Source organism: Sporomusa termitida (assembly GCF_007641255.1).
GTDB lineage: Bacteria > Bacillota > Negativicutes > Sporomusales > Sporomusaceae > Sporomusa > Sporomusa termitida.
Window position 1 is genome coordinate 313,193 of record NZ_CP036259.1, and the last position, 24,503, is coordinate 337,695.

Consider the following 24,503-nt stretch of genomic DNA (forward strand, 5'->3'; position numbering starts at 1 on the left):
ATGAATAAGTATAGGAGTAATTATATACCCTTTTAGATAACGTTCTGCAGCTGGCTGGATATTTTTCAGTTTTTATACTGGCAGTAAGGTATGAGGGATTTATAATGACAATAGATGTGATTAATAACATAAGAGATTTATTTCAACTGGATATTATTGGCGACCAGTATTATGACTGGGGTGAACAGCACTGGCTGCAATTAGACCCTGACAACCCGGAGATTCAGCCGATTGTATCAGTGGCGACCGTATATCCCGGCGAAGAGCAGCTGCCCCACGTGCATTCAGGGTATATTGAAATTATTATCGGTCTGGAGGGGCTAACAACCCATTGGTGCAATGACCGGGAAATTAAGCTGAGCAAAGGCAAGCTCGGGTATATCAGCGAGGGGGGCAAGCACCGGCATATTAACACCTCGGATAAACCGGCCTCTTTTATCAGCATCGTCTATTCGACGATCCCCAAGACATTGAAGGAATTATCCACCGGTGCGGACATTGAGCTTATGGAAATGGCCAAGGTGATTAACCTTGATGCCATTGCCGAAAAATTTTCGCAAACTGTCAATATGACGGTGACCCTGATTGATGTAGCCGGCAATTTCCTGACAGAAAAGAAGAACCTGCCGGACCTATGCCTGCTTTGTATCATGGAAAAATGCGGCAATTGTGTTCTGCATTGCGCCTCGCCGCAGTGGCCCTATTCCGAGAAAAAAGTATTTCGCTGTAAATTCGGCGTATCGGCAATCCAAAGCCCTGTTGTTGTTAATGACCGGATATTAGGCTATCTCGGCTGCGGCTATGGGCGAATATCGATTGTTATTCCCCAGACTGAGTTAACGGCTCTGGATAAACGCAAGGCTCAGGCTGCTTACCTGAATCTTAATTTTATGACCCGGAACCAACTGATTACTGTGGCGGAAACGCTGTCGCTGGTTAGTGCTTCGCTTGTGCAGCTAATGGATAATTCGCTGAAGGAAAAAGAATTAAGCAGTTACCGGGTCAGTTTGTCGCAAGAGCGGGAAATGCAGGCCAGGCTGCATAATTCCCTGAGTCAGGCCAAACTTAAATTTCTGGAATCGCAGGTTAATCCTCATTTTTTATTTAATACGCTCAATACAATTGCCCAGCAGGCCGAGATGGACGGGGCGGCCACACTGGCGTCACTGACGTATTCACTCTCCAATTTACTGCGTTTAAGCCTGGGCAAGGCGGAGTCGCTTGTGACCCTGGAAGAGGAATTAAGCTATATTAAAGATTATTTGTTTATACAAAAGACCCGCTTCCCCGGCAAATTTGCGGTCGACATCGGGATGGACCCTGATACGCTGCAGCTTAAGCTACCGTTCATGACCGTCATGGTGCTAATAGAAAACTCAATTCTCCATGGCTTCCGGGATATTCGCCAGCAGGGCCGGCTGCATGTCAGCAGTTATAAGCAGGGCAAGTCGGGGGTTATCGAAGTACGTGACAATGGCTGTGGTATACCTGAACCCATTGCCGCGGCCGTGAGGGAATTACCTCATGCTGATTATGATCCACCCAGTCTGAAGGGAATTGGCATCAGAAACATTTTTCTGAGATTAAAGCATTATTACGGCGACCTATTTTCCCTAACACTTACCCGTCTGGAGGAGGGCGGGACTTTGGCCCGGATTACCCTGCCGCTGTAGCTTTGTTTTCGACTCTAAATGAAGAGGGGGAGAACAAAATGTATAAAATGATTATTGCCGATGATGAACCTGCGGTGCGACAATACCTTCGCTATATTGTCAAGCAGTATCATCTGCCGTTTCATATCTGCGGGGAGGCCGAGGACGGTGAGCAGGCTGTCCGGCTGACCGAGCTGCATAAGCCGGAATTTGTCATTTTGGATATTAACATGCCATTTCTAAACGGCCTCGATGCTGCCAAACAGATTAGGGAAAAGTATCGTGACACCGTCATCTATATCCTGACGGCCTACAGTCACTTTGACTATGCCCATCAGGCGGTCCAGACCCAGGTAGCCGGTTATTTGCTTAAGCCGATAAAGCCGGCTGAACTGGCCGAGACACTCAAGAAAGGTATTGCCAATGTTCTCAGTCAGCGGATAGCGTCCCAGCGGCTGCAGCGTATGGAGCGGCAAATAGCGAAAGACCGGCCTGTTGTTACCAAGCAAAAATTATTTGAGTTGTTAAAAAACGATAAAGATAATCCCACGGCATTAAATCTGCTGCAGAGTATAGCCAAACAGGAAAACTTTTATCCGGCCGCAATCATTTCTGCTTCGTACTGGCCGATAGCAGCAACACCGGTAATTGACGGGCTGGAAGAGCGCCTGACCTGGGAATGTGCCGGACGGTTTGGCGATTATGCAATTGTGGCGGCCTTTAGCCAGGAATTAGTGATCATTTTCGGCCGGTGGGGTAATGAGCTGCGGTGTGAACTGCAGGCTCAGCTGGAAGAATGGGAACATTTGTATAACATCACCTTTTGCGCCGGTATAAGCCTGGTTGCCAGTCCGGCGCGCATCGGCCGGGATTACCGTAATGCTGCTAAAAAACGCGAAGTAGGCCTTTTTTGGCAGCAGCAGGGGCTTTTGGTTTCAGATAGTTCTATAGCAGGCCGTACCGATATTGAATGCGCGGCTGTGCAAAAACAGATTCAGGATTGTCTGCTGGAACGCCGGGCCGACCAGGCGAAAGTAATTTTACGGCAGTTTTTAGGTGAGTCAATGCACAATGTCTGCCAGCCCGAATATATTTATGCTGCCATTATTAAGATCGCCAATACTATGATTGCGAAATATGCGGAGTATCTTATTTCCACCGAGGAAGCCGGCCGGTACCGGCAGATTTTTATCAGTCAGTTAAATAAAACAGCTTCCGCCGGTGAACTGGAACAATGTTTGTATGACCTGATTGATAAGCTGGAAAGCAATACCTGCACTTGTGAACAGAATCAGGCTGAACAGTCAGTAAAATGGGCCATTGAGTATATTAATAATAATTATCATAAAGATCTAACGCTGGAGCAATTTGCCGAAAAGCTGTTTATGAGTACAGGCTACTTCTGCCGGAGTTTCAAAAAATATGCCGGCGAAGGGTATGCTGCTTATTTGACTAAAATCAGATTAAAAAAAGCCAGGGAAAGACTAATGAGCGGTAAGTATACAGTGGCCGAGGTAGCCCGGATGGTAGGCTTTCGCGATGCCAGTTATTTCAGCAGTGTTTTTAAGAAACATTACCAGCAATCCCCCAGTAATCTGGCGGCGGCAACGCGGCAAAGCTGCTGACCCAGTGTGAGTTAGCAGAAAAATAGATGGAGGCACAACATGTTCAAAGGAATACTTTCGCCTGTGGTTACGATTCTTGATGAAAACGGAAATTTAGACTTACCTGGCAATGAAATGGTCATTAACCGGTTAATTAGCCAGGGGATTAACGGGCTGCTTTTTATGGGCAGTATTGGTGAGTTCTTTGCTCTCTCAACCGCCGAAAAACAGGAATTTATCAGCTTTGCGGTCAAAACAGTGGCTAAAAGGGTCCCTGTGCTTATTGGTACAGGGGGAACCGTACAGGCTGAGGTTATTGCGCTTACCCGGTTTGCCGAACAGGCCGGCGCTGATGGCGTGGTAGTTATTTCGCCTTATTATTTTAAGCTTGATCCTGAGACCATTTACCGTTATTACGCAAGTCTGGCCCAGACTACGACATTGCCGATTATGCTGTACAACTACCCCGATCGGACTGCTGTTGATTTAGGGCCGGAGCTGGTTCTGCGTTTAGCCAGAGAATTTAAACATATTGTCGCGATCAAAGATACGGTTGATAATATCAGTCATACCAGGCGGCTGATCCAGGCAGTAAAGGCCGAACGGCCTGATTTTTGTGTGTTATCCGGTTTTGATGAATATCTGATACCCAATTTAATGGCCGGCGGCGATGGCATTCTTGGCGGCTTAACCAATGTTATCCCCCATGTTTTCTTTAGCCTGATGACCGCCTATGAGGCCAAGGATCTTACCGGCGTTGCGGCAGCGCAGGCCAAAATATCGGTGCTGATGAACCTGTATGATGTATCTCAGCCCTTTGTGGCCGCAATTAAAGGCGCTGTTGTTCAGATGGGGCTGCCGGTTATTCCCAAGGTCAAGGAGCCGGCCGCAGATGTAACAAGCCAGCAGATGCAGCGGATTCAGCAACTATTAATACAAGCGGAGGTTCTCTAGAAAACACCAAGCCCCGAAAACGAGTAATATATTTGAATAGTGCAGGAATAGCCACGGCCAGAAGAAAATTGTCGCAATAAACAAGAATGGTGTTTGACAATATAAAACAAGGGGTGATGCTATGACCGGACAAGCTGGCGGTGACAGTGAGAGAATGATTCAATCAGTATTCCGTGCTGTTAAAATATTGGAATATATTGCCCTCCACCGGGGTATTGCCGGCCTGACGGAGATCAGCAAAGGGATTGGCATCCATAAAAGCACTGCCCATGGTCTGATTGCCACCCTGGAGAAATGCGGTTACCTGCAGCAGGACCCGCAAACCGGGAAATACGCGCTGGGGATCAGGGTTTTTGAAATGGGGCAGGCCTATATTGCCAATCTTGATTTGCGTGAGACGGCATTAGCCTATCTTAAAGAGCTGTCCCTGACCTATCAGGAAACAGCTCATCTGGCCGTACTTTCCGCTGAAGAGATAGTCTATATTGATAAAGTGGATGGTTCCCGCTCTATTGGCATCCGGTCTCAGGTCGGCGGCCGCAACCCGGCTTACTGTACCGGCGTTGGCAAGGCGCTGCTGGCGGGGCTTGACGAGCAACTGATTCAAAAGATGTATGCCGGTAAAACCTGGCGGCAATATACCCGAAATACAGTGGCAGACCTGGCAGAACTGCTGGCTCAGATCCGGCAGGTGCGTGGGCAGGGATATGCGCTCGACCTGGAAGAGTTTGAACTTGATCTGCGCTGTGTTGCCGCTCCGGTAAAAGACAGTACAGGCGCTATTATTGCTGCGATTAGTCTTTCAGGCCCGGCCCATCGCCTATTGGACACGGATATACCGGCTATCGCCGCCAATGTAATGGAAACTGCAAGGAAGATCTCTGTTCGTTTAGGCTATAAGCAGTAATGGGGCTGTCATGGCCTAAACATGCCTATATATGCAAACGCGGTTTGATAATATAAAACAAAATAAAATTAACGATAGGAAGGATGATGACGGTTGGCGCAAAAAAAACTGCGGTCCGCAATTATTGGCCCAGGCAATATTGGTATTGACCTAATGCTGAAATTAAGGAAGAGTAAGGTGCTGGCGCTGGTGCTGATGGCTGGCATTGTTCCGGATTCCCAGGGCTTGAAAATGGCGGCTGAGGCCGGTATTGCCACGACCACAGCCGGGATTGAAGGGGTACTGAAATTTGGCGGCCTGGATATTGTTTTTGACGCCACCGGAGCCACGCCTCATCTGCGCCATGCGCCGCTGCTTAACCAGGCTGGTATTTTTACGGTCGATATGACGCCGGCGGCTGTTGGGCCGTATATCGTGCCGGCGGTGGGGATGGATGCCCAGCTTCTGCAAGAATCCAATGTCAACATGGTGACCTGCGGCGGCCAGGCAACAGTACCGATTGTCTATGCGATTAATCAGGTTACGCCGGTAAGGTACGCAGAAATTGTGGCTACCATCAGCAGCCGCAGTGCCGGGCCCGGTACACGGCAAAATATTGACGAGTTTACGCAGACTACCCGCAATGCCCTGATTAAGGTAGGCGGAGCCCAGGCCGGCAAAGCGCTGATCATTTTGAACCCTGCCGACCCGCCGATTTTAATGCGTAACACGATTTATACGAAATGTGACTCAACCCGGATTGAAGCGATTATTCATTCAGTCAACAATATGGTGGGCAGGCTGCAGCAATATGTGCCGGGGTACCGGCTTAAGGTTTCTCCCTATGCGGACGGGGAAAGTGTTGTAACGATGGTTGAAGTGGAAGGCGCCGGGGATTATCTGCCAAGGTATTCGGGCAATCTGGATATTATTACGGCGGCGGCGGTGGCTGTGGGCGAACGTTATGCCGCACTAAAGCCGGAGGGGGCGAGCTAATGAAGTCAATCCGCATTTTAGACAGTACGTTACGGGACGGGATGCATGCCGTAAGCCATCAGTTAACGCCTGCGCAGATGGCAATTGTGGCCGCGAAGCTGGATGAAGCGGGCGTGGACAGTATTGAGGTCGGCCATGGCGACGGTCTGGGCGGCTCATCCTGCCAATATGGTTTTTCCCGGGCCCCGGAGGCTGAGTATTATCAGGCTGTTGCCCAGGTGTTGACAAAGACCCGGCTGGCTGTTTTATTAATCCCGGGCATCGGCACAGTGGAAGATCTGGAAATGGCCATGGCTCATGGGGTAAAAACTGTGCGGGTTGCCACTCATGTCACTGAGGCTGATACGGGTGAACAACATATTAAATTTGCCAAGGCCCATGGCCTGGAGGCAATCGGCTTTTTAATGATGTCGCACAAGGCGCCGCCGGCAAAGGTGCTGGAACAGGCCAAACTGTTCGCAAGCTATGGCGCTGATATCGTTTATGTCACTGACTCGGCCGGGGCAATGCTGCCCGCCGATGTAGCCGCCAGAATCAGTCTTGTCGCCGGGGCGCTGTCGATACCGGTCGGCTTTCATGCTCATAATAATCTGGGTTTGGCAGTCGGCAATACGCTGGCAGCCATTGCGGCCGGCGCGACAATTGTCGATGCTTCCGTTTGCGGGCTGGGAGCCGGAGCCGGCAACACCCAGCTGGAGGTGCTGACAGCCGTGTTAGACAAAGCCGGTTATCACACCGGTGTTGATTTATATAAAGTAATGGATTTGGCGAAGGATGTCGTGGAGAAGCTGATGCACCGGCCTCAAACGGTAAATACCGATGCTCTGGCCATTGGTTATGCGGGCGCCTATGGCAGCTTTCTGCTCCACAGCCGCCGCGCGGCGGAAAGGTTTGGCGTTGATTCCCGGGATATTCTGCTGGAGCTGGGACGGCGCCAAACAGTCGGCGGCCAAGAGGATTTAATTATTGATGTTGCCATTGAACTGGCTAAACAAAGAAATAGTTCATTATAAAAGCAGTGAAAGGGGATTTAGCATGGAACAACGGAGCAGTACAATTTTAAGCAAGCCTGACTGGAGCTTTAACCGGAGTGTTTTTAAATCGGTGGGCTATTCTGACGATGATCTTAACCGGCCGGTTATTGGCATTGCCAACTCCTGGAACGAGCTGGTGCCCGGTCATGCCAACCTGCGGCAGGTTGCCGAGCATGTCCGTAAAGGGATTTACCGGGCCGGCGGCGCTGTCGCCGAATTTGGTGTGATTGCCGCCTGCGACGGCACTGCCCAGGGGCATGCCGGCATGCACTATATCCTGCCATCGCGGGACCTCATCGCCAACGATATTGAAGTGATGGTGGAGGCCCACCGGCTGGACGGCATTGTTCTGCTTGGCTCGTGCGACAAGATTGTGCCGGGGATGCTGATGGCGGCAGCCAGGCTGAAAATTCCGGCAATCTTCCTGCCCGGCGGGCCGATGCTGGGCGGCGTAACCTTTGACGGCCGCAAGTCGGATTTAACGACAATGTCGGAAGCATTAGGGATGCTCAAAAGTGATAAGATTGATGCAACGTCTTATGAGCAGCTGGAAGAGCTTTGTGGTCCAACCTGCGGTTCCTGTGCTTTTTACGGCACCGCCAATACGATGTGTTGCCTGGCGGAGGCGCTGGGGATGTCCCTGCCGGGAGCGGCGCTGGTGCCGGCGGTCTATGCCGACAGGCTGCGGCTGGGGGAAGAAACCGGCAGGGCGATCGTGGCCTTGGTAAACAGCCGGATAAGCGCCGAAAAAATTATAACCTATCAGTCTCTGGAAAATGCTATCCGGGTGTTAATGGCTACCGGTGGTTCGACCAATGCGGTATTGCACCTGTCGGCGGTCGCCGCCGAGCTGGATATAGCGGCGGCAACGATGATGGCTGCTTATGACAGCCTCAGCCGGTCAACCCCGCAGATTGCCAAAGTAAATCCCGCCTCCCGCTACGATATGGAAGACTTTCACCGGGCGGGAGGAATTCCCCGGGTGCTGCAGGAGATCAGCTCGCTGCTGCATGAGGACTGTATTACTGTGACCGGGAAAACGGTCGGGCAGAATATTGAGACCTACCGGTTTAAGTATCCGCCCGATACCAATGTCATTACCAGCCTGGACAAGCCGTTCAGCAAACAAAAGGGATTAGCCATCCTGCGGGGCAATCTGGCGCCCGCTACGGCAGTAACCAAGCCGGCGGCGATTGCGCCGGAGATGCATGTATTTACAGGCAGTGCCAGGGTCTTTGACTGTGAGGAGGCAGCCGAGGCGGCAATACTGAAGGGTGGTATCAAAGCCGGCGATGTTGTCGTTATCCGCTATGAAGGTCCTAAAGGCGGTCCCGGCATGCGCGAAATGTATAAGGCGATGAAATATCTGTATGGCATGGGGCTGGCGAAAAAGACGGCGCTGATTACGGACGGGCGTTTTTCCGGTACCAACAACGGTTGTTTTGTCGGGCATATTTCACCGGAGGCCGCTGAAGGCGGGCCCCTGGCTGTTGTCCGGGACGGGGACCGGATCACGATCGATATTCCCGGGGGGAACCTGCAACTGCACCTGTCTGACCAGGAGATCAGTACAAGGCTGGAATTATGGCACAGACCGGAGCCGAAGTTTACCCGCGGTTACTTGGGGATATACTCCAAGCTGGCAAGTTCCGCTGCCGAAGGGGCGGTCATAAAGCTATAGCCGGGCCGGGTTTCGTTGCAGAAAGCAGTGGAGCTGCTATAAAGCAGAAATAAAGGTAAAGATGTTAGGGGGATTACTAATGAGCTGTGGTTGCAGTCGCAGTCAGTATTTACGGACAGTGAATTACCAGGGAGACGGTCTCAGGGCCGGTATGCAATGGGATGACGCGGATCTTGGCAAGATGCAGATTCTGATTGATACCGTTCATGGTGACAGTCATCCGGGCAGTAGTCATTTAGGCGGGCTTGCGGAGGAAGCCAAGATTGGTGTATATGAATCGCAGGGCAAACCGGCAGTGTATGCCGTTACCGATATTTGTGACGGTATTGCCATGGCCCATGACGGCATGAACTACTCGCTGGCCAGCCGGGAGATTATGTCCTTTATGTTTGAGATTCATGCCCTGGCATCACCTTATGACGGCAGTATATTTATGTCCTCCTGCGATAAATCGGTACCGGCCCAATTGATGACCATGCTCCGTCTGGACATGCCGACACTGCATGTCTGTGGCGGTTCAATGCTCAGCGGCCCGAATTATATGTCATCAGAGATTCTGTATGGGGCCGGGGATAAATATGCCCAAGGCGAGCTTAGCGAACAGGAGCTGCTGTATTATTCCCGGAACTGCTGTCCCAGTGCCGGGGCCTGCCAGTTTATCGGCACGGCCAGCACCATGCAGTGTATGTCGGAGGCGCTGGGCCGGGCATTGCCAGGCAATGCCCTGGCGGCGGCCTATACCACCCATCTGACCCGGTTTGCCCGCCGGGCGGGACGGCAGATTACGGAAAACGTGAACAAGGCCGTGATTCCCCGGCAGTTTATCAGCAAAAAGAATTTTGTCAATGCCTTAATGGTCCATGCCGCTTTGGGGGGATCAACCAACGCGCTGCTGCACTTGCCGGCGATTGCCCGTGAGGTCGGGATTGCCATTGAGCAGCAGGAATTTGACGCAATCAACCGGGAAATCCCGGTGCTGGTCAGCCTGAAAACAGGCGGGCACTGGCCGACTGACCTGTTCTGGTATGCCGGCGGCGTGCCGGCCATCATGCGGGAGCTCAAAGATTTGCTGTATCTTGATGCCATGACGGTGACCGGCAGGACGGTCGGGGAAAACCTTGAGCAGCTGGAAGCGACAGGCTGGTTTGGGGAAGTGAACAGCTATCTGACTAACTATAAATTGTCGGCCGGCGATATTGTAAAAACCCGGCAAGACCCGGTGAAACCGCAGGGAAATATTAAAGTCCTCAAAGGCAATCTGGCGTCGGCAGGAGCTGTAATCAAGCTGTCCGGGGTTGACGAGGCCATCCACAACTTTACCGGCACAGCGCGCGTCTACGATTCCGAAGAAGCGGCGGTTGCCGACCTGCTGGGCGGGAAAATTGGCCCTCAAACCGCTGTTTTTATCCGGTTTGAAGGCCCTAAGGGCTCTGGTATGCCGGAGATGTTAAGAACAACAGAGGCCTTGTGGAATATGCCGGAGCTGTCCGGCAGTGTGGCGCTGTTCACTGACGGCCGCTTTTCCGGGGCCACCCGGGGACCGGCAGTAGGCCATATTGCGCCTGAAGGCATGGAAGGCGGTCCGATTGCTTACCTTGAAGATAATGACATAATAAAAATGGATGTGGCGGCCCGGACGCTTGATATTGTCGGTCTGAACGGTAAACCCGCAACCCCGGCCGAGGTGTCGGCCGCTCTCGCAGCCCGTAAGCAGACCAAGGTCTTCCCGGTTAAAGAGGCCACGCCTTTGCTTAAATTATATAAAAAATTGGCCCGTACCTGTACCGAGGGAGCAGGTTTGGATATCTAAGCTGCATAAAGCATTAATTAGCGGATTAGGCAAGGCCCTTGTCCTGGCGCCTTGCCCTCAGCGTACTCAACCTGTCAGCGTTGGCCGTAGCTATGCCGGTTAGTTATGTGCAATATATTTATGATGGATGTAAATAAAATCCGGAGGGAATAAGCAAAATTGATAGAATTGATAGAATTGTTGAAGAAATTGCAGAAGGAGGTTGATGACTAAAAGATTCGCAGAATTGAAAAAACGGAATATTTAAGCGCACTATCTGCAGAAGTAATCGAATGTTAGGCAAATTAAATGGAGGTGTAGTTGATTGACAACCGTAAAATTTTCTGAAGAACGCGAAAATCAGCTCATGAGCAAAATACGGTGGCAGCTTGTCCCTTATGTTATGCTGCTGTATATTGTGGCCATGCTGGACCGGGTTAATATCGGTTTTGCCGCCCTGCAAATGAACAAGGACCTGGGGATCAGTGCCAGTATGTTTGGTATGCTGGCAGGCATTTTCTTCATAACGTATTTCTTTTTTGAGGTTCCCAGTAATGTTATTATGCACAAAGTCGGCGCCCGGAAATGGATTGCCAGGATTCTTGTCAGCTGGGGCCTGGTGACTGTTTTCATGGCTTGGGCCCAGAATGCAACCCATGTTGCTATTCTCCGGGGGCTGCTTGGCGCCGCGGAAGCCGGGTTTTATCCTTGTATTATCCTGTATTTTACCTTCTGGTTTCCGACGAAACATTTTGCCAAAACCATGTCGATGTTTATGTGCGGGATGGCGCTGGCCAATATCATCGTTGGTCCCATATCGTCCTGGATCATGGAAAATGTAACCTGGATGGGGATGGCCGGCTGGCGCTGGATGTTCATCCTGGAAGGCCTGCCGGCAGTCATCCTTGGTGTTGTCACCCTGTTTGTCATGGTGGACCGGCCTGATCAGGCCAAGTTCCTGACGGCGGAGGAAAAGCAATGGCTGCTGGCCGAGCTGGAGCGCGAGCATGTGGCCAAGCAATTGAAAGTTAAGGTCGCCAATAAGTGGGAAGTATTTAAAAACAGCCGCGTATGGCATCTGTCCTTCTGCTATCTTTGTTATGTGCTGGCGCTCTATGGCCTGGGCATGTGGATGCCGCAGATCCTGAAAGGTCTGGCGCAGGCTATGAGTCTGTCAAGTATTGGGCTGATCTCCACAATCCCTTATATGTGCGCTATTATCGCGATGGTGTATGTTGCCAGACGTTCTGATGCCGCCCAGGAACGCCGGTATCATACGGCTTTGCCGATCGGGCTGGCATTTTTCGGGCTAATCGGTTTAACCCTGACCAATAATCTGATTTTTTCCATGCTGCTGTTATGTGTAAGTCAGGCTGCCATTTACTCGTTTGTCGGTACCTTCTGGTCGCTGCCGAATATGTATTTGTCGGAAGCTACGGCCGCAGTCGGCATCGCTATTATCAACTCGGTCGGCAACCTGGGTGGTTTCTTCGGCCCCTATATGGTCGGGTTCCTGAAAGACATGTCCGGTTCCAACGACTTTGGCATGTACTTCTTAGCCTCTTTTGCCCTCCTGGGTACGATCTCCGTGCTGTTAATCCCCAAAAAAGAAGCAGCGGCGGAATCTCTGAAATCACCTGGAATCAAGGCTTAAATCCGGAAAGGGCTGTGGGGAATCTCACAGCCTTTTCCATTATGAAGCGACAGACTAAAAGTGGAGGTTTGGGAGTATGGACTTGAACCTGGCAGGAAAAGTAGCGGTCATCACAGGCGGGACGGCGGGGATTGGTGAAGCCTGTGTCCTGGCCTTTTTGCGGGAAAACTGTAAAGTGGCGGTCTGTGGCCGCAGCCGGGACAAACTGGACCAGCTTAAAAATAATATGGCTGCCAGGGGCTATGAGATTTATATTCAGCAGGCTGATGTTTCCCGGCAGCAGGAGATCAGAGACTTTGCGCAGGCAGTCTATGAACATTACGGTAAAATTGACATATGGGTCAATAATGCCGGGATTGCCGCCAGGGCCAGGCTGATTGAGATGTCCGAGGAAGACTGGGATCTGGTGCTGAATACTAATCTTAAATCAGTTTTTCTTGGTTCCCAGGTGGCCGCTCAGTATATGGTTAAGGGCGGTGGCGGGGTCATTTTAAATGCTTCCTCCTATGCTGCTGTCATTCCTCAGCCGGCAGTGGCGCCTACGGAGCCGCCAAGGCCGCTGTTTCTAATCTGACGCGGACCCTGGCCGCCGAGCTGGCACCCTGCCATATCCGGGTCAACGGCTATATCCCCGGGGTAATCGACACGCAGATGAACACCAGGCGTCTGGCTGAACAGGGCGAGGAAACAATCGGCCAGATCGCCCTCCGGCGGGCCGGGGCTGCGAAAGAGGTTGCCGCCGGTATTGTTTTCCTGGCCTCTGCTGCCGCCAGTTATGTTACCGGGACAGAGCTGGAGATCAGCGGCGGGAAATTTGCCGTTCAGATGCCTGGCGATTGCTGGGAGTAATTACTAAGTGGAGAAGGTGAAGGCCTGATATTTGGTAATTTGCTGACTACGCCATTTCCCGGAATGATTACAGTGCGGCAAAAAATTGCCGCCTTGCAGATGCAGGACCGGCCTATCCCCTGCAAATTGATACTGACGGCAGCCTCGGCCCGTTAGCCCCGCATTACCGTGGCCTAGCCGGCCGGCAGCCATAATTTCAAAATAATGGTCCATGAAAACAAAGCACTTGCCGGGAGCAAGTGTTTTGTTTTATATTTATGTTTATTTAATGAGAGCTAAAAGTTATAATGCTTAGTAGGACTTTTTTTGTTTTAGCCTGTGTCCCCTGGCTTAGACGAATGAAATCTAAGGAAATTCAAAAAAAAAATGATTAGAATAATATTTAAAGTTTATTCTGGCAGGATTCAGCAACATCCTTTGCCGACTGCTTGGCTTTGCGGATTCATTGCCTGGAATCTTTACTGCCGGTTTGCAACGATTAAATATACTTAGGAGGCAATAATATTATGCCATGCTTTAAAAATAAGGCTGCATTGATTACCGCTGGTTTACTTTTTTTGCAGAACACTTTCGTCTTGGCTGCTCCTGTCGAACTTTCTTTAGAACAAAGTGTTGAAATTGCCCTGAAAAATAACCCGTCAATCCAGATTGCCGCCGAAGACAGGGCGCGTTCCGTGTGGGAGGTTGATGCGGCTAAAGCCGGTAAAAAACCAAGTGTTTCCCTGGGCAGTCGCTATAGTTATCAGGATCAGGGCCAAAGCCAGGATAAAGATAGTTTTAGCAACAGCATAAACATGAACTGGCAGCTGTATAGCGGCGGTCAGACAGAGGCCCAGATTGATCAGGCCAAGCTTGGCGTTATGACCGCCGATTTGGATGTGATCAAAGCGAGACAGCAATTAAAACAAGAGGCAACAACCGGTTACTACAGTGTCCTGGAAACGAAGAATATGGTGGCTGTTAATGATGAGAGTGTAAGTAATTTACAAACTCACCTGACCATCGTGCAGGCCAAATACGAAGCCGGGGTTGTAGCCAAGTCGGAGGTGCTGCGGTCGGAAGTGGAGCTTGCCAACGCTGAACAAAATCTGATAAAAGCGCAAAATCAATATGCTTTGGCCATATCAAGTTTACTTAATACCATGAATATGGATGCTGCTACGGAAATCCAGCTGGCAGGTGAACTTAAGTATGAGGCTGACACCAGGACATTGGCGGATGCGATTGCCCTGGCCAGGGAGAACCGTCCCGAGATTGCCCAGGCTAAGGTAAGTGTTGAAAGTGCTGCCAAAGGCATAAAAATTGCTGAAAGCAATAAGCGGCCGTCTGTTTCTGTGTCGGCTTCCACCGGCTGGGATGATACGCTGCTGCCTAATGATGATCAGAACTGGTCGGTTGGGGCTTCGGCCAGCTGGAATATTTTTGATGCCGGTGTGACCAAGTCGAAGATTAATCAGGCCCAGTCTTCCTTAAATAAAGCCAAATTGCAGTCTGAGCAAACCCAGGTTGCTGTCGAGCAGGAAGTGCGTCAAAGCTACCTTAATATGAAAGAAGCGGAAAAACGTCTGCAAACTACCGAAGTGGCTGCCAATAAAGCCAACGAGGATTTGTATATTGCCCAAGAAACCTATCGGGCTGGTGTTGGCACCAATCTGGATGTTCTTGATGCGCAGCTGGCACTTACTCAGGCTAAGACGAATCATGTCCAGGCCCTTTATGATTACAACGTAAATAGAGCCAGTCTTGATACAGCGATAGGCTTGGAGGCCGAGTAGATAAGTGGTGGAGGTAGAAGAATGCAGAACCTGTGGTGGAAAGCAAATAAGAAACGCTTGTTGATTGGTATTTTTGTTCTGGCGGCTGCCGGGGCCGGCGGTTATTACTTTTATAGCAAAAGTATGGCAACATCTGCCGAGCCGCAGCCGTCTGTCCAGGTGGAACGGCGTGATATCAGCTCCGTTGTCGCCGCAACAGGCACAATTCAACCAGTAAATATGGTGGATATCAGCTCGAAAATTACTGCCCAGATCAAAGAGGTTAAGGTTAAAGAAAATGAACGGGTAACGACCGGGCAGGTGCTGGTGGTTTTAGAGGATACGGGTCTGCAGGCTCAGGTTACCCAGGCTAAAGAAAAACTGGATAATGCTGCTGTTAAATATCAAAGAACAGTCAGACTCAATGCGATTGGCGGCTCGTCCAACGAAGCGCTTGATAATGCCAGCATGGATTATAATATTGCCAAGGCCAATTATACTGAAGTCATATCTAAATTAAATGATACAGTCATCGCTGCGCCCATTGACGGCATTGTTATCGGTAAACCGCTTTCCGCCGGTGAGCTGGTGGCCCAGGGGGTTAATAACCCCACTGTTATCCTGACTGTGGCCGATATGTCCACAATGCAGATTGCAGCAGATGTTGATCAAACAGACATCGGGAAGATCCAGCTTGACCAACAGGTTGTTTTTACGGTTGACGCTTACCCGGGCAAAGAGTTTACCGGTACGGTGACTACAATTTCCAGGAAACCTACCGTGTCCCAGAATGTTACTTATTATCCGGTAACAATCGATGTTAATAATGCGGAAAACCTGCTCAACCCGGGGATGGTGGCCAGGGTATCTGTCACTATCAGCCAAAGCCAGAATGTGCTGACTCTGCCGCTTGCGGCCATACGGACAGATAAAACAGGTAAATATGTTGTTGTTATCGGTGCTAACGGGCAAACCGGCAATGTTGCTATCACTACCGGTAATACCGGCGATGACCGGGTTGAGATTACCAGCGGGCTTAATGAGGGCGATAAAGTTGTAGTTGCCCAGCCTAAAACACAGAGCCAGGCAGGCGGCGCTCAACAGGGATCACGCCAGGGCGTCGGCGGCGGCCGGCGGATGTTCTAATATGGATGCGGGGTTGCACAAGGGGGCGAATACATGACAATAGCATTGTCTGATGTAAAAAAGATCTATCAGATGGGTGATACACCGGTCGCGGCCCTGGCGGGGGTAACGCTTACGATTGGCGCCGGCGAATTTACGGCTATTATGGGTCCTTCGGGCTCTGGTAAATCAACCTTAATGAATATTCTGGGCTGTCTTGACCGCCCAAGCAGTGGTTCCTATATGCTTGACGGTCAGGAAGTGTCGACCTTAACGGACGACGAACTGGCCTTGACACGCAATAAAAAAATCGGGTTCGTTTTTCAAAACTTTAATCTGCTGCCACGGATTACAGCCCTCGATAATGTTGCCTTGCCGCTTGTTTATGCCGGTGTTGAGGTAAAAGAACGCAAACGGCGTGCAGCCGAAGCACTGGCGTCCGTGGGGTTGGAGAATAGAATGGATCATGTGCCTAACGAATTGTCAGGGGGGCAGCGCCAACGGGTTGCCATCGCCAGGGCACTGGTTAATGAACCAACGATTATTATGGCTGATGAACCGACCGGCGCCTTAGATACTAAGTCCGGCACTGAGGTAATGGAAATATTTAAAAAACTTAACAACACCGGCCGGACAATTATCCTCGTAACCCACGAACCTGATATTGCCGCCCATGCCAAAAGGGTGATCCATGTCCGCGACGGGCTTATTGTCCGGGACACAGAAAGGGATGAGTAATGTGTTTTGGGAAAGCGTAAAGATTGCCTTAGATGCATTAGTCTCCAATAAACTCCGTTCAATCCTTACCATGCTCGGTATTATTATCGGGGTTGGTGCGGTTATCGCCATGGTTTCCATTGGCATGGGCGTTCGGGATCAAGTGCAAAACTCAATCGCGAGTCTGGGCAGTAATCTGATCATTGTTACGCCGGGGGCAGCTTCCACTTCCGGCGTAAGGCAGGCAGCCGGGACCAATACCACCCTGACGCTGAAAGATGCCCAGGCCATGTCCCGGGAGATTGCCGGCATCGGGGCTGTAGCTCCCAGTGTGGGCAAGCAGTATCAGCTTGTTGCCGGCAATATGAACTGGACGACGAGTATACAAGGTACAACCCCGGAGTTTCTGGAGGTACGTAATTTAAGTGTGCAAAGCGGCAGTTTTATTACTAATGACGATATTGAGACCAGAAACCGGGTTGCCGTCATTGGCTCGACGGTAGCCGAAAGCCTGTTTGTGAACAGCATAAACCCGGTGGGGCAGCAGGTGCGTATTGGCAATGCTCCTTTCACCGTCATTGGGATACTGGCAAGCAAAGGCCAGTCTGCAGGGGGGCAGGACCAGGATGACATGGTGATTATTCCCATAACCACAGCCCAGGAACGCATGATGGGGATTGATTATGTTCAGACAATTAGTGTGCAGGCCGCCAGTTCCGAGGTTGTCGATGACGTTCAGGAGGGGATAACCACTTTATTGCGGTCACGCCACGGCATTACCGGTGACAAAGCCGATGATTTCACGGTGCGCAATCTTGCCAGTGTAATGGCGACAGCCCAGGAAACAACGGCCACCATCACTATGCTGCTTGGCAGCATTGCCGCCATTTCCCTGCTGGTTGGCGGTATCGGCATTATGAATATTATGCTTGTATCGGTGACTGAGCGGACGCGTGAGATTGGCATCCGCAAAGCGCTGGGAGCCAGATATGCCAATATTCTGATGCAATTCCTGATAGAAGCAGTTGTTATCGGGGTAATTGGCGGTGTCATCGGTATCGTCGTGGGTATAAGCAGTTCCTATATAATCTCTTCTTTTGCCGGCTGGAATACCGTAATTACATCCATGCCCATTCTGGTTTCATTCGGCTTTTCCGTAGGTATCGGTCTGTTCTTTGGCTTGTATCCGGCGCGCAAAGCAGCGCTGTTAAATCCGATTGATGCCCTGCGCTATGAATAAGCAGTAACCCCGAAATCAGTCTGTAAAATTTGGTAGCAAGTCCTGAAAATTGATGGATAAAGGCCGCCTTGAGGTAACCTGTAAAGGTCTCAAGGCGGCCTTTGTGTGTGTGCTAAGGTCTACTCACGGTCCGGAGGAGTAAATCGCTGGCGTTCATGGCTAAATACTCAGTGCCCGCTGGTATTTCCTCAATATCTCCCTGAAGTTCACCGAGGACACCAAGGGTAAACTTGACGTCTGTCTTTAGTTCGGTATAATTTGCTGTTGAGGCTACCATTAGGATTAATTTCTATTGGTGGTTTATTTAGAGGAAAGCGGCAGCAGGAATCGAAATAGAGATATAATCAGGTAAGCGCTATGCATGCCCTGGTCATAATAGGGAAAATTAAAATGCTTCCGGTATTGGTATAATGCATAACCGCCCAGCCGGGTTATTTAGAAACAGCAGGAGAATGGTTACATGTCAGATATAGTATTTATTTCCCCCAGCCGGGAGGCGGCCGCTTTGGCTGTGAGGATGACTGCCGGGCAGAATGATATTACTATTGTTGCCGCCCGCCTTCAGGAAGGGGTTAAGGCGGCCCGGGCGGCCGTGGAAAATGGCGCGCGGGTGCTCGTTAGCCGGGGGTTTACCCATTATATGATTTCGGAAAAAATGCCGCATATCCCGCTGGTTGAGGTTGAGTTTAGCGGCTATGATATTCTGCGGGCTTACCTTGAGGCCCGGCAAACTGGCAAACCGATAGCCATAGTTGATTCCAGTGCTATTGTTGAGGGTGCTGCCAGTATTGAGGATATTCTTGGTATCGCGGAGCAAAGCGTGAAGGTGATTATTGATAATTATCAGGACTATACCCTGGGGATTGAACGGGCTGCCGCCGCCGGGGCGGTGTGTATTGTCGGCAATCAGGCCGTAGGGCAGCAGGCCACCGCCCGGGGGCTGTGCGGTATTGTTATCAGTTCAGGGCAGGAAGCCCTGAACCGTGCTTTTATGACGGCCCGACACCTATTGGCGGTGGAACGCTTGCGGGATGCCAATGTACAGCAGATTGAGACGATTATTAATTCCGTTGATTACGGCATTTTAGCGATAAATAAAGAAGCCGGCATTACCGCCGTAAACAGCGAGGCCGAACGGATACTCAGCCTGGCCCGCGCCGACAGTGCCGCCAAGGAAAATCTGATTGCCAGGCTGCGCCAGTGTATGGCCGCCGGAGACAGGCAATTTGGCGTTATCGAAAAATTTGCCCCCGGGGTGGAGGTGGTAGCCAATTACCAGTCGATTATTTCCAATGGCGAAGTCATTGGCGGTGTGGCCACCCTCCAGGAATTGCGGCATTTTCAAGCGGTGGAGCGAAAAACAAGAGAAGAACTGGCGCGCCGGGGCCGGGTAGCCAAATACAATTTTTTTGATATTAAGTCTGCCTCACCGGCGATGCTTACTGCCATTGCCGATGCCAAACATTTTGCCAAGTATGACGCGACTGTACTTGTTTTAGGCGAGACCGGGGTCGGCAAAGAATATTTTGCTCATGCCATTCATCTGGCCAGCAGCCGGAAAAACGGTCCGTTTGTGGTTGTTAATTGTGCTGCTATCCCGGAAAATATTTTGGAAAGCGAGCTGTTCGGTTATACCGAGGGCGCTTTTACCGGCGCTAAGAAAGGCGGGAAAACCGGTTTGTTTGAACAGGCTCACGGCGGCACGATTTTTTTAGATGAAATTGGGGAGATGTCGGAAAACCTGCAGGCCAGGCTGCTCCGGGTATTACAGGAACACGAAGTCTACCGGCTGGGAGACGAACGGGTCACACCGATTGATATCCGCGTGATTGCAGCTACCAACCGGGATTTGCATGAGATGGTGCAGAAGGGGCGGTTCCGGGAAGACCTGTATTACCGGCTGGATGTCCTGACGGTCGAGATTCCGGCGCTGCGGGAGCGCAAAGAGGATATCCAAGCGTTTGTGCAGCTTTTTATTGCTGAGTTTAATGCCCAATACCGTACCTCAGTCGAGGGAATTGCCCCCGCGGGCTTGCAGCAGCTGCAGCAGTATGACTGGCCGGGAAATATTCGTGAATTACATAATATTATTGGCAGGCTGTCGGCTCAAACTGCCGATGCCACTATTTCCGAAAGTGACGTCAAAAGGGTTTTAAAATACCGCTTGCGCCAGCCGCCGGCTCAGGCAGTAAGCCCAGCCGCGCGTTCTGTTGATGCGGCCGCTATCAGGGAGGCTTTAGTTAAAACCGGAGGCAATAAACAAAAGGCCGCTGAATTGCTCGGTATCGGCAGGGCGACCTTATGGCGCAAGCTTAAGAATATGGATTAATGTATCACTTGGTGAAAAGGGAAACTGTTTCATTTGAAACAGTTTCCCTTTTGATTACCTGCGTTTGCCGGGAGCCCAGCAGTGTATGTTCAGAATTTATCATAGTTTTACGGTGTAACTGAGCGTAGTTGCTGCCCAACAAATAGTTGGCATGAGATTTGCGTAATAAGCATAAAGAAAGACTTTTCTAACTATAACGGGAGGTAACTGCTTTGAACCAAAGTCATATTCAGCAACTAATAAAAATTGCCGGGCAGGACAGAATCTGTACCGAACAGGCTGACCTGATGTGTTACGCCTATGATTCCTCTTTGGATTCCCAATTGCATAGGTATATGCCTGCTGCTGTCTTTACACCTAAAAACGCAGCCGATGTTTCTCCGGTATTAAAGTATTGCCATGAGCATACTATCGCTGTTACTGCCAGAGGGGCAGGCACCGGGCAATGTGGCGGTTCGGTCGCTCCGGGCGGGGGTCTGGTGATTGACCTGTCGGCCCTTAACCGTATTGTTGAGATCGATACCGACAACCTGCAGGTGATTGTCGAGACCGGTGTTGTTCACGCCGAGCTTAATCAGAAACTGGCAGCACTGGGGTTTTCCTTCCCCCCTGATCCCGGCAGCACCAAGATGGCAACAATCGGCGGCATGATTTCCTACAATGCCAGCGGGATGCGGGCCATGAAGTATGGCACGACCCGTGAGTACGTTCTGGGGCTGGAAGTGGTGATGGCGGACGGTCAGGTGATTACTACCGGTGGTATGAATTGCCGGTCGCTCAAAACTGCCTCCGGCTATGAACTGACCAAATTGTTTGTCGGTGCCGAAGGCACCCTGGGGCTTATTACCAAGGCCCGTTTGAAAATTATGCCGTTGCCGGAGAAAAAGGGGATTGCCGTGGCCTCTTTTGCTAAGCTGGGCGATGCCGGTAAGGCGGTTGTCGAGGTATTCCGCCATAAAATTGTCCCCTCGGCCATTGAAATTCTTGATAAGTCGGCGATTAAGGCCGCTACTTTATACAAACCGTCCATTAAGTTGCCGACAGACGCTGCAGCTGTACTGTTCTTTGAGGTCGATGGTCCGCCGCCGGGGGTTACGTATCAGGCCCAGAAAATTGCCGAGGTATGTAAATCCATTGCTATCGAAGTAAACTGGACGGATGAGCCGTCGCAGGTAAAAACCCTGTGGGAAGCCCGCAGTGTTGTCGGCGCCGCCAGCGGCCGGGTGCGGCCGGGTGCTACCAGGGTATATATCGGTGAAGACATTTGTGTGCCGATAACCAATGTTGGCGCAGCGCTGGAAGGCATTCAGGAAATTGGTGAAAAGTATAATACGATTATTGTAACCTATGGTCATGTGGCTGATGGCAATTTCCACTCCGCGCCGGTTATCGATCTGGACAGCCCGGAAGAGATTGAACGGGTGCAACAGGTCGGTGATGAAATCCATGAGATGGCCTTACGCCTGAATGGCACAGTAACCGGCGAGCACGGCGTCGGTATTGTCAGAGCCAAATACATGGAGCGGGAACATGGTCCGGCCCTTGCTGTCATGCGGACAATCAAAAAGGCGCTTGATCCCCGGAATATTTTAAATCCCGGTAAAATGGGGCTGTAGAAGGAGGTGAAACATATGAACGCGGATGCCTTACGCAAGCTTGTCAACCAATGTGTGCGCTGCGGCCAATGCCGGTCGGTGTGTCCTGTATTCCAGGAAATCAGCATAGAATCGGGCGTTGCCCGAGGTAAACTGGCACTGCTGCGGAGTTTCCTTGAAGGCCAGGAAGTGCCGGCGGAAGAACTGCAGGGGCTGCTGAATAAGTGTTTATTGTGCAAGACCTGTGGCTCCCAGTGTCCCAGCGGGGTAGCTGCCGATGAGCTGATTCTGGCAGGACGTGAACTTATGGCGCAAAAGAGAGGTCTTTCCCCTGTGAAGAAGGCCGTGTTTTCCGTGCTGAAAAACCGGAAAGTCTTTGATTTTTGCCTGAGTATGGCTTCGCTTGGCCAGGATTTTGGCATCAAACGCCTGCCGGGAAAACGGCTTGGCGCTATTTCCCGGTTTCCGATGCCGGGACTGGCCAGACGCCGGGTTATTCCGCCTTTTGCCGGTAAATCACTCCGCAAACAATATCCGGAGGTTATTAAGGTCAATCAGCCCCAGGCAAGGGTGGCCTTTTTCACAGGCTGTATGGCTAATTATATCTATACCGGCTCAGGTAAAGCGGCGATTGATGTATTGGTTGCCAATCACATTGAGGTTGTCCTGCCGAAGAAGCAGCATTGTTGCGGCTATCCGGTCTTTACCGCCGGGGACGCTGAGGACGGCCGCCTGCTGGCCAGGCATAATATTGATATCTTCTCCGAGGTAACAGTAGATGCCGTTATTACGGTCTGCGGTTCCTGCGGCAGCGCCTGGCGCCATGAATATCAGCGGCTGTTAACCGATGATCCGGTATATCTGAAAAAACTGGCGGTTATTGCCAGGAAAACCTATGATATTGCCGAGTATCTGACTGAGGTCAAGCCGATCAACAAAAATGATTTAGGGGAAGTTAACGCCCATATCACCATCCATGATCCCTGTCATCTGGGGGCCAGAGGTATGGGGGTAACCAAGCAGGTCCGCCAGTTGCTGTCGGCGATTCCCGGTGTTAAGATTTCTGAGATGAAGGAACCGGGACGCTGTTGTGGATCAGGGGGAAGTTTCAATCTTGGCTACTATGATATAGCCCGGGGAATCAATGATAATAAAGTAGCCGACATCGCCCAAACCGGTGCCGATATGGTTGTTACCGGCTGTGGTTCCTGCCGGATGCATCTGATTGACGGCCTGGTACAAAATAGGCAGGAGCACAATGTAATGCACACCATTGAACTGCTGGCCCAGTCTTATGCCGCTAAGCAGGCCGGCGGCAAAACCCAAAAAAGTATCTCCTGAGGATTGTAGCAATATAAATAATGGAGGGTTAAATAGTGGATGTATCTGTATTGTCATTAGTAGCATTGCTCATTGCTATCATCGTTAGCTGCATTTCACCCAAGAACATCGGTATTATGGCCATTGGTCTGGCGTTTATTGTCGGTCATGTTATGGGCGGTATTAAGCCGGATAAGATTATTGCCGGCTTTCCGCTCGGCCTGTTTATGACGTTGGCCGGGGTGACCTATTTGTTTGGTATTGCCCAGGTCAACGGCACCATTGATAAAATTACCAAGTATGCTGTTAAAGCAGTGCGTGGAAATGTCGCCCTTCTGCCTATTGTTTTATTTTTTGTGGCCTTTGCCTTGTCGGCGATCGGCCCGGGCCATATTTCCATCATTGCTCTTATGGCGCCGGCAGCCATGCTGCTGGCTGAAGAAGTTGGCATATCGCCTTTCCTTATGGCGCTTATGGTTGGTAACGGCGGTCAGGCCGGTGCGCTGTCGCCCATTGCGCCGGCCGGTGTCATTGCCAACGGCCTGTCAGCTGACCTGGGTTTTACCGGTATCGCTTTCCCGGTGTTTTTTAATACCTTCCTGGGCCATTTTGCCGTAGCTATGCTGGCTTATGTAATGTTTGGCGGTCTTAAGCTGTGGAAACAAGGGGCTGCAGGTCATGGCAATGCAAGTGCCCTTGCTAATATCAGGGTTGACGCTTTCACCAAACAACAGCTCATGACCCTTACCGGTATTGGTGTGCTCATGGTATTGGCTTTAGGGTTCAAATTTGATGTTGGTCTCACCGGCTTCACGATTGGCGCGATTTTGACACTGCTTAATGCCGGAGATGAGAATCAGGCCGTAAAAAGCATGCCCTGGAATACAATCCTGATGGTCTGCGGGGTAACCGTACTTGTTGGCCTGATGAAAAATGTTGGCGGCATGGCGTTGTTCTCCAACATTATTGCTGAATTTTCTACCCCGAACACCGCAACCCTGGTGGTTGGTTTTGTTGCCGCCGTTATTTCGGCCTATGCCAGCACCTCCGGTGTTATTATGCCGGCTTTTATTCCCCTGGTGCCTGATCTTGTCGCCAAAATGGGCGGCGGCGATCCCTTGGCCATTATTTACAGTATCATATTGGCCGGTCACCTGGTTGACGTCAGCCCGCTGTCCACAACCGGTGCCCTGCTTATTGGCGCTGCCGGTCCGAAAGCGGATAAACAGAAACTATTCCGCAGCATGCTCATCTGGGGCTTTGCGATGGCTGTTGTCGGGTCGATATTAAGCTGGCTGTTCTTCACGGTACTGAAGGTCTAATT

Annotated in this window: 17 protein-coding genes and 1 pseudogene; all 18 read left to right on the plus strand. The window is 51.0% G+C overall.

Annotated elements, in window-relative coordinates:
• Window positions 1-104 precede the first annotated feature (104 nt).
• The 18 genes and pseudogenes from SPTER_RS01485 (at window position 105) to SPTER_RS01575 (ending at window position 24,501) form a co-directional block, all read left to right on the plus strand.
• Window positions 105-1,673, plus strand: a complete 1,569-nt coding sequence (locus SPTER_RS01485) for a histidine kinase (RefSeq protein ID WP_144348734.1) — start codon at window positions 105-107, stop codon at window positions 1,671-1,673.
• Window positions 1,674-1,711: 38 nt separating this feature from the next.
• Window positions 1,712-3,277, plus strand: coding sequence for a response regulator (locus SPTER_RS01490; RefSeq protein WP_144348735.1), 1,566 nt, complete (start codon window positions 1,712-1,714; stop codon window positions 3,275-3,277).
• A gap of 39 nt (window positions 3,278-3,316) precedes the next feature.
• Entirely contained in the window at window positions 3,317-4,210 is an 894-nt protein-coding gene (locus tag SPTER_RS01495) for a dihydrodipicolinate synthase family protein (protein WP_144348736.1), read from the plus strand.
• A 121-nt stretch (window positions 4,211-4,331) separates the two neighbouring features.
• Window positions 4,332-5,117 carry an IclR family transcriptional regulator gene (locus SPTER_RS01500; protein ID WP_144348737.1) on the plus strand — a complete coding sequence of 262 codons (786 nt, stop codon included), beginning with the start codon at window positions 4,332-4,334 and terminating at the stop codon, window positions 5,115-5,117.
• A 93-nt stretch (window positions 5,118-5,210) separates the two neighbouring features.
• Window positions 5,211-6,092 carry an acetaldehyde dehydrogenase (acetylating) gene (locus SPTER_RS01505; RefSeq protein ID WP_144348738.1) on the plus strand — a complete coding sequence of 294 codons (882 nt, stop codon included), beginning with the start codon at window positions 5,211-5,213 and terminating at the stop codon, window positions 6,090-6,092.
• Window positions 6,092-7,105, plus strand: a complete 1,014-nt coding sequence (gene dmpG / locus SPTER_RS01510) for a 4-hydroxy-2-oxovalerate aldolase (RefSeq protein WP_144348739.1) — start codon at window positions 6,092-6,094, stop codon at window positions 7,103-7,105. The genes SPTER_RS01505 and dmpG overlap by 1 nt, the downstream gene beginning before the upstream one ends.
• Before the next feature lie 22 nt (window positions 7,106-7,127).
• Entirely contained in the window at window positions 7,128-8,807 is a 1,680-nt protein-coding gene (gene ilvD, locus SPTER_RS01515; RefSeq protein ID WP_144348740.1) for a dihydroxy-acid dehydratase, read from the plus strand.
• A 79-nt stretch (window positions 8,808-8,886) separates the two neighbouring features.
• Window positions 8,887-10,617 (plus strand): dihydroxy-acid dehydratase, encoded by a 1,731-nt coding sequence (gene ilvD / locus SPTER_RS01520; RefSeq protein WP_144348741.1) that lies wholly within the window; start codon window positions 8,887-8,889, stop codon window positions 10,615-10,617.
• Window positions 10,618-10,921: 304 nt separating this feature from the next.
• A complete protein-coding gene (locus tag SPTER_RS01525) occupies window positions 10,922-12,250 on the plus strand; it encodes an MFS transporter (protein WP_144348742.1) in 1,329 nt (442 codons plus the stop codon).
• A 76-nt stretch (window positions 12,251-12,326) separates the two neighbouring features.
• Window positions 12,327-13,099 (plus strand): annotated as a pseudogene (locus SPTER_RS25155) (SDR family NAD(P)-dependent oxidoreductase).
• 506 nt (window positions 13,100-13,605) lie between these two features.
• Window positions 13,606-14,874: a TolC family protein gene (locus SPTER_RS01540; RefSeq protein ID WP_144348745.1), complete on the plus strand. Its 1,269-nt coding sequence runs from the start codon at window positions 13,606-13,608 to the stop codon at window positions 14,872-14,874.
• Between the two features lie 21 nt (window positions 14,875-14,895).
• Window positions 14,896-15,999 (plus strand): efflux RND transporter periplasmic adaptor subunit, encoded by a 1,104-nt coding sequence (locus SPTER_RS01545; RefSeq protein WP_144348746.1) that lies wholly within the window; start codon window positions 14,896-14,898, stop codon window positions 15,997-15,999.
• Window positions 16,000-16,032: 33 nt separating this feature from the next.
• Entirely contained in the window at window positions 16,033-16,716 is a 684-nt protein-coding gene (locus SPTER_RS01550) for an ABC transporter ATP-binding protein (RefSeq protein WP_144348747.1), read from the plus strand.
• Between the two features lies 1 nt (window position 16,717).
• Complete coding sequence (locus SPTER_RS01555) at window positions 16,718-17,935, plus strand: ABC transporter permease (RefSeq protein ID WP_144352691.1); 1,218 nt, start codon at window positions 16,718-16,720, stop codon at window positions 17,933-17,935.
• Between the two features lie 460 nt (window positions 17,936-18,395).
• Complete coding sequence (locus SPTER_RS01560) at window positions 18,396-20,264, plus strand: sigma 54-interacting transcriptional regulator (RefSeq protein ID WP_144348748.1); 1,869 nt, start codon at window positions 18,396-18,398, stop codon at window positions 20,262-20,264.
• Between the two features lie 212 nt (window positions 20,265-20,476).
• Window positions 20,477-21,880, plus strand: a complete 1,404-nt coding sequence (locus SPTER_RS01565; protein WP_144348749.1) for an FAD-binding oxidoreductase — start codon at window positions 20,477-20,479, stop codon at window positions 21,878-21,880.
• 15 nt (window positions 21,881-21,895) lie between these two features.
• Window positions 21,896-23,200 (plus strand): (Fe-S)-binding protein, encoded by a 1,305-nt coding sequence (locus tag SPTER_RS01570; protein ID WP_144348750.1) that lies wholly within the window; start codon window positions 21,896-21,898, stop codon window positions 23,198-23,200.
• A 35-nt stretch (window positions 23,201-23,235) separates the two neighbouring features.
• Entirely contained in the window at window positions 23,236-24,501 is a 1,266-nt protein-coding gene (locus SPTER_RS01575) for an SLC13 family permease (protein WP_144348751.1), read from the plus strand.
• Window positions 24,502-24,503 lie beyond the last annotated feature (2 nt).